Consider the following 9734-nt stretch of genomic DNA (forward strand, 5'->3'; position numbering starts at 1 on the left):
AATGTTCGCTAGGCAGTACGAAGTTGAACAGATCGAACCGCTTGAGTTGCGCAGACTGCTCAAGCTGCAGCGGGACATGCTTGATATCGTCGCAAAGCAGCAGCCGCTGCGCGGACGGCTGGATGCCATCTGCTCTCTTTTCGAGCAGACAGTGTCCGGCATGGTGGCCATGGTCATGCGCCTCGATGACTCCGGCCGGTTGCATTTTGTCAGCGCCCCGAATGCACCGCAGGCAATCCTCAAGCGTCTGGACCAGGTGAAGCCTGGACCTGAATCGGGTTCCTGCGCACATGCTGCGTGGTCCGGTGAACCCACCTACGTGAGCGATGCCGGAAGCGACAAGCGATGGTCGTCCTTGCAGAGCATCGCCAGGATGCACCGTATTCATTCGTGCTGGTCGTACCCGGTGCGTGACCGCGAACAGGAAGTCATCGGCACCTTCTCCCTGACCTCGTTTGAATCCCGGCTTCCCGATGCATTCCAACGCCTGCTCCTGGATCTGGGCGCGAGCGTGGTCGGCCTGCTCTTTGACCAGGACCGCGAAGCGCTGGAGAGCGCCAGGCGTGACGAAACCCTGCGCCGCATGGCCCTGGTGGCCGACGCCACGGCCAACGGCGTGCTGTTTATTGATTCGAGCGGCCATATCGAATGGATGAACGCCGGCATGCAAGCGCTTTTCGGTCGAACCGGGAGGAGCATCATCGGAACACCGGTCGGCGAGTTCCTGTCTGGCCCCAGAACGGATATGGATCGGCTTCGGACGCTGCAGGCCGCCATTCTCCATGGCGAGCGTTTCTCGGACACCCTGGTCCTGACCGACAAGAATGGCCATACCCTCATCAGCCAAGTCACCTGTACGCCGCACCAGGGCGAAAACGGCGACTACAAGGGTGTGGTGGCGATGTTCGTGGACGTGACCGGGCACAAGCGCCTGTCCGAGTTCAATGTCCTCCTGGCAAAAGTCAGCGAGGCCATCGCCCATGAGAACGATCCGACCGCGGTCCTGCAGACCATCTGCGATCTGGCGGTGCAGCATGCCGGGCTGCGCCTGGCATGGATCGGCATCCCCGACCCGAAAACGGGATGGTTCCATGCCGTTGCCAAAGCAGGTATAGGCATGCCTTATCTGGACGAAGTCCACATTTCGGCCGACCCCTTGCGGGCAGAAGGCCAGGGACCGGGGGGTCGGACCTGGCGCGATGGAGCAAGTTACTACAACCGCTCGTTCGAACACGCCCCCAGTCTCGCACCGTGGGCCCATATTGCGCGGAAATTCAAGTTTGCAGGCAGTGCGACTCTGCCGATCCAGCGTGGCGGACAGATGTGGGCCGTGCTGATGGTCTACCACGAGCAACTGGACTCGTTCGACGACGCCCTGCGAAACGTGCTGGAAACCCTGGCCGCGAACATCTCGCGCGGTCTGGACCGGATCGACCTCACTCAGCGCGAGCATGACGTCCAGGCGTTGAACCAGTCCATGCTCGACAGCGCAACGCTGGGCGTCACCCTGATTCGAAACCGCATCATCCTTCGCGCCAACCAGCGCGCTGCGGAAATTCTGGGTGCCACGAGCACGCACGATCTGGTGGGGAAAGATGTCACCACCCTTTACCCGTCAAGGGAGATCAGTAACTCGGTCGCCGAGCGCATCCGCGAAGCCTTTCGCCAAAACAACCGCGCGATCCTGGAGACTCCGGTGCGGCGTCTGGATGGGCGCATCATCTGGATGCGCCTGGACGGGGCGCCGTTCGAGCACGAGGGGTTCGACGAAATCTGGACCTTGGTCGATGTCACGGAGCAGCACGAGGCCGTCGAGAGTCAGGCACTACTGGCCAATGCCCTGATCGCCGTCGGAGAAGGGGTCCTCATCACGAACGCGGACCAGAAGACGATCTATGTGAACCCGGCCTTCGAAGCACTGACCGGTTATGACTTCGAAACCATGCGCGGGCAAAACTGCAACGTGCTGCAGGGGCGGGAAACCGACCCGCAAACGAAAACCCTCATCCGCGAATGTATACAGAACGGCAAGCCCTTTGAGGGCGAAATCCTCAACTACACCCGACAAGGCAAGGCATTCTGGAACTTGCTGACCATCAATCCCTTGCGTGACGAGGCCGGAAACATCACCCATTTCGTCGGCGTGCAGCGCGATATCACGGAGATGCGCAATCTCAACCAGCGCCTGGCCTATCAGGCATTCCACGACGAGCTGACCGGGTTGCCCAACCGCAGGGATCTGGACCGTCACCTGACCGATGTACTCAAGATCTCGACCGAGCAGGGCAAGGGCGTTGCATTGGCAATCATCGATCTGGACGACTTCAAGACCATCAATGATTCGCTCGGTCACAAATATGGCGACGAGTTGCTGAAATCCGTGACCGGACGCTTGAAGACAAGAATGCATCCAGGCGATTTCATTGCCCGCCTGGGCGGAGACGAGTTCGTCATCGTGTTCTCCAACCTGCCCGATAGCGGACGCGAACACGAGATCAGGAGGCGCGTTCTGGATCTGGGAGAAAGTTTCGATGCCCCCTACGAAATCAAGCACGGCCATGCCGTGGAGATTGGCCTGAGCATGGGTGTCGCACTCAGTCCGGAGCATGCATCCGAGGGCGGCACCCTGCTTCGCCTGGCCGATGAAGCCTTGTTCCAGGCCAAGCAGAACAAGTTCGAGCGCACGCATTGGTGGGCCATTTACGGCTCGGATGAGGCCGAATACGCTGCGGTGGAACAACCCATGGATACCTATGGCGAAGCCGCTGCGGACATCCTGGAAAAATCCGTCGCTCCGCTGGGCCAGGTCCTGGGACCCTTCGTTGAGGCGTTCTACAAGGAAATGGCCGCCGACGCCTATGCAAAGCTCATCCTGATCAACCTGGGTGAACACGATTTCGCTCACCTGAAGCATCAGCAAGTCCGTCACCTGACCTTCCTGACGGATCCGAAAACCACGCACGAGGTGTTGATCAAGGCCAGCATGAATATCGGCCGCATCCATGCCTTGAGTGGCGTTGACAGTACCTTGCTGATGCGCTGGATGACGTTCTACCAGGATCTGGTCAGCAAGCATTTCAACGCATTGCCGATGGGTGCCCGCCAACGCTATCGACTGGTCCAGTTGGTCGAACATCGGCTTCAGGACGACATGCATGCCCAACTGCAGGCTCAGGAGCAGCTGCATCTACAGTACATGCATACCTTTGAACAGCCCATGCCGCAGGCGGGAAACTCCTGGAACGAGGCCATGCTGGCAGAGTCCGAACGGATATCCAGCCTGCCAGGTGTCAGCTGCGTCCTGGTCATGCGCCAGAACACGCAGGACCGATACAGCATCGAGAGCGCCACGGGCCCCACTGCACAAAGGGTCACCAAGGCCTTCGAAGACCATTTCGGAGGGAGCAACCCGGCGTCCATCCTGCCGCCCGAGGACACCCGTCTTTCCAGGGCCTGGCAAACGGCAAGCATCCAGCACCTGACGTCCTTCAGCGTTTTCAGCGGTGACAATGCCAAGGCGCGCGTGGCCTCGGAGATGCTGTCGATCGGCATCCGTTCGGCCACCTACATCCCGGTCCTGGACGAAAACAAGCAGCCTGTGGCTCTCATCCTCGTGATGGGGCATTTTCCAAACCAGTTCAACGGCAAGGAAATGCAGTACTTTACCCGCAGCCTGCAGCAACGCTGGAGCGAGATCTGGTTCCGCATCACGCGGCCCTCGCCGCCCATCGCGCAGGAACTTGGAATCGAATATCGTCGTCAGTTGTTCAAGGGCGGCCTGCGCATGTTGTTGCAACCGGTCGTCGAACTAGGCAGCGGCAAGCTGGTCAAGGCTGAAGCCCTGGCTCGATTACAGCTTGAGGACGGCACACTGCTCAGCCCGGATGTGTTCCTGCCGTTGCTGCGGCATGCCGAACTGGACAGTCTTTTCCAGAAGGGCCTGGACACAGCGCTGGGCAGCCTTGTCCAGTTGCAGCATGCGGGTCTGGATATCGACCTTTCCATGAATATCGCACCCAGAACCCTGGCCAATCCCGCCTGCGAGGCATGGGTGAAAGAGTCCCTGCAACGACATCAAATCAAGGCTACGAACCTGACACTGGAAATCCTCGAAAACCAGCGGGTGGATCCCATGGCTCGCGATGACGGCGTGCGCCGACTGATGGTGCTGGGTGTGAAATTCGCCATCGACGACCTGGGGTCCGGCTACAGCAGCCTGCGGCGCCTGGCCAGCATGCACTTCAACGCCATCAAGGTTGACCAGACTCTGCTTTCCCGGATCCGTATGGATCCGATCCAGACCGTCAGCCTGGTCAGCGCCGTGATCCAGATTGGCCGCGACTTCGGTAGCGAGGTGATTGTCGAGGGTCTGGAGCACATCGGCATGATCGAAGTCGCCCGGCTGCTCGGTGCGCAGTTTGGCCAGGGATACGCGATCGCGCGACCGATGCCGGCCGATGCACTGCCCCACTGGTCGCGCACCTACCTCATGACCGGACTGCACGAGTCACTCAATACCATGCTGGGTGCCCTGGCCTTCCAGTGGCTTTCCGTTCGCCACGAATCACTGCACACCCATGCGCTGGATACCTGCCCCCTGACCCGACTGATCCAGGAGGGTGCACAGGAACTGGAATACGCGCTGGCCCTGCATCGGACCATCCATTCCAATCCGCACGACTTGGTGGCCGCCAGGAAACTACTGGAATGGCTGGAAGGGGAAGTGCGCAGGGACGCCTTGTCACCCGCAACCTGAGTCATCCGGCTGCCGCTTCGACCCTTGCATGGCCTGGCGGGCTGTAAACCGGAACATCGTGCAACCAGGCAAGCACCAAGACGGCAACTCCAAACGATCCGGGGTCGCGCCAGCAACCACTGAAGTTGCAACGGATCGTTCCACTGAACAGGGAACCATGATCATGATTTACGAAAACATCGTCGACACCATCGGCCGCACTCCCATCGTGCGACTGCAGCGCATGGCCCCCCAGGGCATCGAACTGTTCGTGAAGATTGAATCCTTCAATCCCGGCGGCTCGGTCAAGGATCGGCTGGCCCTGGCGATCATTCTTGATGCGGAGCGGAGCGGCGCACTGAAGCCCGGGCAAACCGTGATCGAGGCCACCAGTGGCAATACCGGCGTCGCCCTGGCCATGCTCTGCGCCGCTCGCGGCTATGGCTTCGTTGCGGTGATGAGCGAAACCTTCTCGGTCGAACGGCGCAAGCTGATCCGCGCCTATGGCGGTCGGGTAATCCTGACGCCGGCGGCTGCGCGCGGCAGCGGCATGGTGGAAAAGGCCAGGGAACTGGCGAAAAAGCACGGCTGGTTCCTGTCCCGGCAGTTCGAGAATCCGGCCAACCCCGCCTATCACCGCGCCACCACCGCCAGCGAGATCCTGGGCGACTTCGCCAATCGCCGGCTGGACGCATTTGTTTCCGGCTGGGGCACGGGCGGCACGCTCACCGGCGTCGGCGAAATGCTCAAGGCGGCGCGGCCGCAGGTCCGCGTGGTGGCCACGGAGCCGGTCGGCGCCGCCCTGCTCAAGGGTGAGGCGTGGCAACCGCACAAGATCCAGGGATGGAACCCGGACTTCATTCCTGCGGTGCTCAACCGCAGCGTGGCCGACGAGATCATCACGGTCAGCGACGAGGAGTCGCGTGACACCTCGCGCCGATTGGCCCGCGAGGAAGGGATCTTCGCTGGACTTTCGGCCGGCGGCACGCTCGCCGCGGCGATGAAGTTCGCAGCCAGCGCAAGCGAAGGAACCGCCATCCTGGCCATGCTCCCGGATACAGGGGAGCGCTACCTCAGCACATTCCTGTTCGAAGGCATGCCCGAAGGTTCGGACGATGAGTGGCTGGCCAGTCTGGACGGATCGGCCTGAAGTAGTCTGGGGGACGTCGTTACACCAGCATCCTGCCCCGTGTAACTCATACACCCTCCATGTGCCGCATAACACCGACAGCTTACGAGCACCCGAAGAGCGAGCGAATAATGCAATCGCTTGTTCCAAGGTAGGAATTGCCTGATTGTAGGCACACACCAGATGCGCAATACTCGGTGCAACGCCTCACCATGAGGCCGAATAAGCGTTAGAACCTATGAAAAAGATATTCGCCCTATTGTTGCTAACTTTCGTTTCGTTGCCCGCGTACGCAGATTGGGGAGAGGTTGGAGCCGCCGCACTGTGCGCAGCTAACGGGCAATCATTTGAGCTCGCGCCAACCTTGGAGACATCTGGGTGGGGCGACATACCCGCCCCTCCGGGTGCTCACAAATTTCCCATTGGAGCAGAGCAACATTATCACTGCAAGGTCGGTAGTAGCCGCGTATCGTTGATCATAGATGTTTATCCTCCGGGCCAAGGTATGGGCGAGGGAGCGGGTGTTATTACGATAGAAAAATTAATGGTAGACAAAAAAATACTTCTAACTAATACTTATTTTAACTGGCAAGTTTCGAGCGAACCAGAGCTTAGTCGAGTTGCAATTGAACACACCAAAAATGGTATTGTCGAACAACTTTGCTATGCCGCAGATACAACTAATCCGCAATCGCATACACACTGTGATACCAAGCAGATAAGCGGTTCTAACGGTTCGTTCAAGCGGACTGGCGGAAAAGCGCCGCCAGCCGCTTAACTCAAGCGTTATGCCCCAGAATCACCACTATAGATGACCCGAGAAAGAATCCTCGCCGAGATCGCTAGGACTGCCGACGAGAATGGCGGCGTCGCTCTCGGCCGTGAGCGGTTCTATCAAGAAACAGGCATCAAAGAATCCGACTGGCTCGGAAAATTCTGGGTGCGTTGGTCTGACGCCGTGACGGAAGCGGGATGTACTCCAAACTCGTGGAATGTACCGCTGCATGAAGCCGATCTGCTCGGGAGCTACGCCAGTCTTGTGCGCGAGCTTGGCCATATCCCTGTGGTTGCAGAGCTAAAGCTCAAGTCCAAGCAAGATCCTGGCTTCCCAAGTCACAATACTTTCCGCCGTTTCGGCACTAAGGCTCAGCAGATCGCGCGCCTCATTACACATTGCGAGGCTTCGCCCGCGCTCGCGGATGTTCTCGCTATAGCGCGTTCCAGTCCAGCGAAGAGCGAAGCCTTGGCACCGCTGCCAGAGGACAATACTTGTCGAGAGGCAGCAGGTTATGTCTATCTGCTGCGGGTAGGCCCACACTTCAAAATTGGTCGCAGCGTCTCATTTGAGCGGCGCTCCAGAGAGCTGGCTATCCAACTCCCAGAGCGAGCTGAAACAGTTCATGTCATAAGCACCGACGATGCAGTCGGCATCGAGGCATACTGGCATCGCCGGTTCGAGCCCAAACGCAAGAATGGCGAATGGTTCGCTTTGAGTGCTCAAGACGTCAAAGCGTTCAAGCGTCGCAAATTCATGTAGTGGGGCATAACCAGTCGTTCAATCGGACGCGCGAAAAGCCGCGCGCCGCTTAACTCCAGCGTTATGTCGCAAGGGGGGAGTTCGCCACATGCTGGCATTAGGTAGCTCGCGCTGGACAGAATTGCAGCATGCCTATGGGTCTGCATCGGACACGCCCGACTTACTTCGTAAACTTCAAAGCCTGCCGGATGCTGAGGGCGATAGTGAGCCATGGTTTTCTCTGTGGAGCTCGTTGGCGCATCAAGGGAACGTCTATTCGACTTCCTTCGCTGCAGTACCTCACATTGTTGAGGCGCTGTCGTCCGCCCCGGCCTCGGCTCCGTTTACATATTTCCATTTCCCCGCGTGGGTTGAGATCTGCCGCAAGAATGGTGGTGTATCCATCCCGCAGGATTTGGAGTTTTCCTACTTCGCCGCAATCGCAAAGTTGCCATCGCTCGTCGCCGCTGCAGCCGCGCGACCTTGGGATTCTGAATTCACCGCATGTGCCTTGGCGGCGGTCGCCGCAGCGAAAGGTAATGCTAAAGTTGCCGAGGCTGTGTTGGAGCTCACTCCCGAGGTAGCAGAAACCTTTCTTGAGTGGTTCTTCGCGCAGTAGCGGCATAACCACTCGTTCGAGGCGGACGGCTCCGCCGCCGCTCAACTCAAGCGTTAGCGCCCGTTGTGTAGCACCGCGCGAGAACGAAATGTCATTTGCACCTAGGGCTTGCTTCACATGCAAAATGTTCTGTTAGCTCTCGCCGGCTTTTTCGTTCTGGTGAAAGTCGTGTGCACAATTTGGTACGTTCGTCAGCCAGATGCTACGGCTGTTACGGCCACACCACGGGGCAGCATCCTCTATTACGCGGGTAAATTTTCGCCGGCGCTCGTCATGGCATGCATGCTCGTTCGTGCGTGCATTCCTGGCCCGCCGTTGCAGATCACATTCATACAAAGCGACCGTTGGCGTGTCGTGTTCTGGGCTGCGTTCCTTGTCATCGCTACCGTAGCTGCCATCGTGGCTGTGCGGCAGCACGCATCGGGCACATCGTACGGTCTGGTGCACGATGCTAAGCTGGCGCGGCGGCGGGGGCACGGGCGCTAACAACTCAGTCAAGCGGACGGCGTTCCGCCGCCGCTTACTTCGGGCGTTAGGCACCTTGATGCACCGTGTTCTGTTTGTTCTTCTGCTGACAGCGACTCTTGTTCACGCGGTGGGCAACTCGTGTTCAGCACCCAGGATGTTGGGTTCTACCCCGAAATCACGGACGGTTGTGAAAGGGTGGAAAACTTCAAATCCTGCCTGATGGTCCTTCGCCGCATCCTCGGGTTGTGGTGCCGCTCGATGTATTCAAACACATCCGCTCTTGCTGCATCGAGTGTCGGATAGGTCATGCGGTAAATCCGTTCGCGCTTGAGCAGACCGAAGAAGCCCTCGCATGCGGCGTTGTCTCCGCAGTGACCCACGGCGCTCATCGAGCTCACCAAGGCGTTGGCCAGCAAATACTTCTGATAGTCACCGCTTCGAAACTGACTGCCTCTATCTGAATGCAGGATCACAGGTTCGGTGCGCTGTCGCTGCCATACGGCTGTCTGCACGGCCCGGATAACCATCTGTCGATCCTGCCGATGGTGCATGGACCAGCCCACTACCCGGTGGTCAAACAGGTCCAGCACAATGCACAAATACAGCTTGCCTTCCTGGGTCTTGATCTCGGTGATGTCGGTGACCCATTTGGTCTCTGGTTCCAGTGCGGTGAAATCCCGTTCCAGCCGGTTGCGCACGCCCGGCGGGGTAAGCGCCGGCCGCCCCCGCGGACCTCGTCGCTTCGGGCGCGGCCAGCCCTGCAAGCCATCGGCTGCCATCAACCGAGCGACGCGGTTGAGGCTAGCTGTCTCGCCTTCATCGGCAAGGTCTTCCTGCATCCGCCCCGCTCCCAACGCTCCACGGCTGTCTTCGTGAAGCCCACGAATACGCCCCAGCAAGCGTTCGTTGTCGAGCTGACGGGCGCTGGGAAGGCGCTGGCTCCAATCGTAATAACCGCTGGCCGATACCCGCAGGCAACGACACATCAGCCGGACCGGGAACTCATGGCGACAACGTTCGATCACCTGATACCTCAGGATGATCCCTTGGCAAAGAACGTCGCCGCTTCTCGCAAAAAATCTCGTTCCTTCTTCACCCGCGCCAGCTCGCGCTTCAAACGCGCCAGCTCCTCATCCCGTGGCGTTCCCGTGCCGGCAAAGGCGCCGCTGCCCTGGCTTCCGGCCTCGCGCTTCCAGCGAGTCAACAGGCTGTCCCGGATCCCCAGCTCACGAGCCACCTGGGCACAACTGACCCCCGGCTGGTTGGC

At 59.4% G+C, this 9734-nt stretch carries 6 protein-coding genes; 5 read left to right on the top strand and 1 reads right to left on the bottom strand.

The window, feature by feature from the left end; genetic code table 11:
* Window positions 1-76: 76 nt before the first annotated feature.
* The 5 genes from PF446_RS06570 to PF446_RS06590 all read left to right on the top strand — a co-directional run bounded on the left by PF446_RS06570 (window position 77) and on the right by PF446_RS06590 (window position 7999).
* Window positions 77-4756 (top strand): PAS domain-containing protein, encoded by a 4680-nt coding sequence (locus PF446_RS06570; protein WP_298070437.1) that lies wholly within the window; start codon window positions 77-79, stop codon window positions 4754-4756.
* 160 nt (window positions 4757-4916) lie between these two features.
* On the top strand, window positions 4917-5885 hold the full coding sequence (gene cysK / locus PF446_RS06575) for a cysteine synthase A (protein WP_298070445.1): 969 nt from the start codon (window positions 4917-4919) through the stop codon (window positions 5883-5885).
* A gap of 217 nt (window positions 5886-6102) precedes the next feature.
* Window positions 6103-6642 (top strand): hypothetical protein, encoded by a 540-nt coding sequence (locus PF446_RS06580; protein WP_298070438.1) that lies wholly within the window; start codon window positions 6103-6105, stop codon window positions 6640-6642.
* A 33-nt stretch (window positions 6643-6675) separates the two neighbouring features.
* Window positions 6676-7401: a GIY-YIG nuclease family protein gene (locus PF446_RS06585; RefSeq protein ID WP_298070439.1), complete on the top strand. Its 726-nt coding sequence runs from the start codon at window positions 6676-6678 to the stop codon at window positions 7399-7401.
* Between the two features lie 88 nt (window positions 7402-7489).
* Entirely contained in the window at window positions 7490-7999 is a 510-nt protein-coding gene (locus tag PF446_RS06590) for a hypothetical protein (protein WP_298070440.1), read from the top strand.
* A 632-nt stretch (window positions 8000-8631) separates the two neighbouring features.
* On the opposite strand, the gene PF446_RS06595 is transcribed toward PF446_RS06590, so the two are convergent.
* A protein-coding gene (locus PF446_RS06595; protein WP_298070441.1) for an IS3 family transposase occupies window positions 8632-9734 on the bottom strand; the annotation gives its coding sequence in 2 pieces (ribosomal slippage) (window positions 8632-9548 and window positions 9548-9734; 1104 coding nt annotated over the 2 pieces). This gene is flagged as partial in the annotation.

The sequence above is a fragment of the Oleiagrimonas sp. genome, from assembly GCF_027858935.1.
Taxonomy (GTDB): domain Bacteria; phylum Pseudomonadota; class Gammaproteobacteria; order Xanthomonadales; family Rhodanobacteraceae; genus Oleiagrimonas.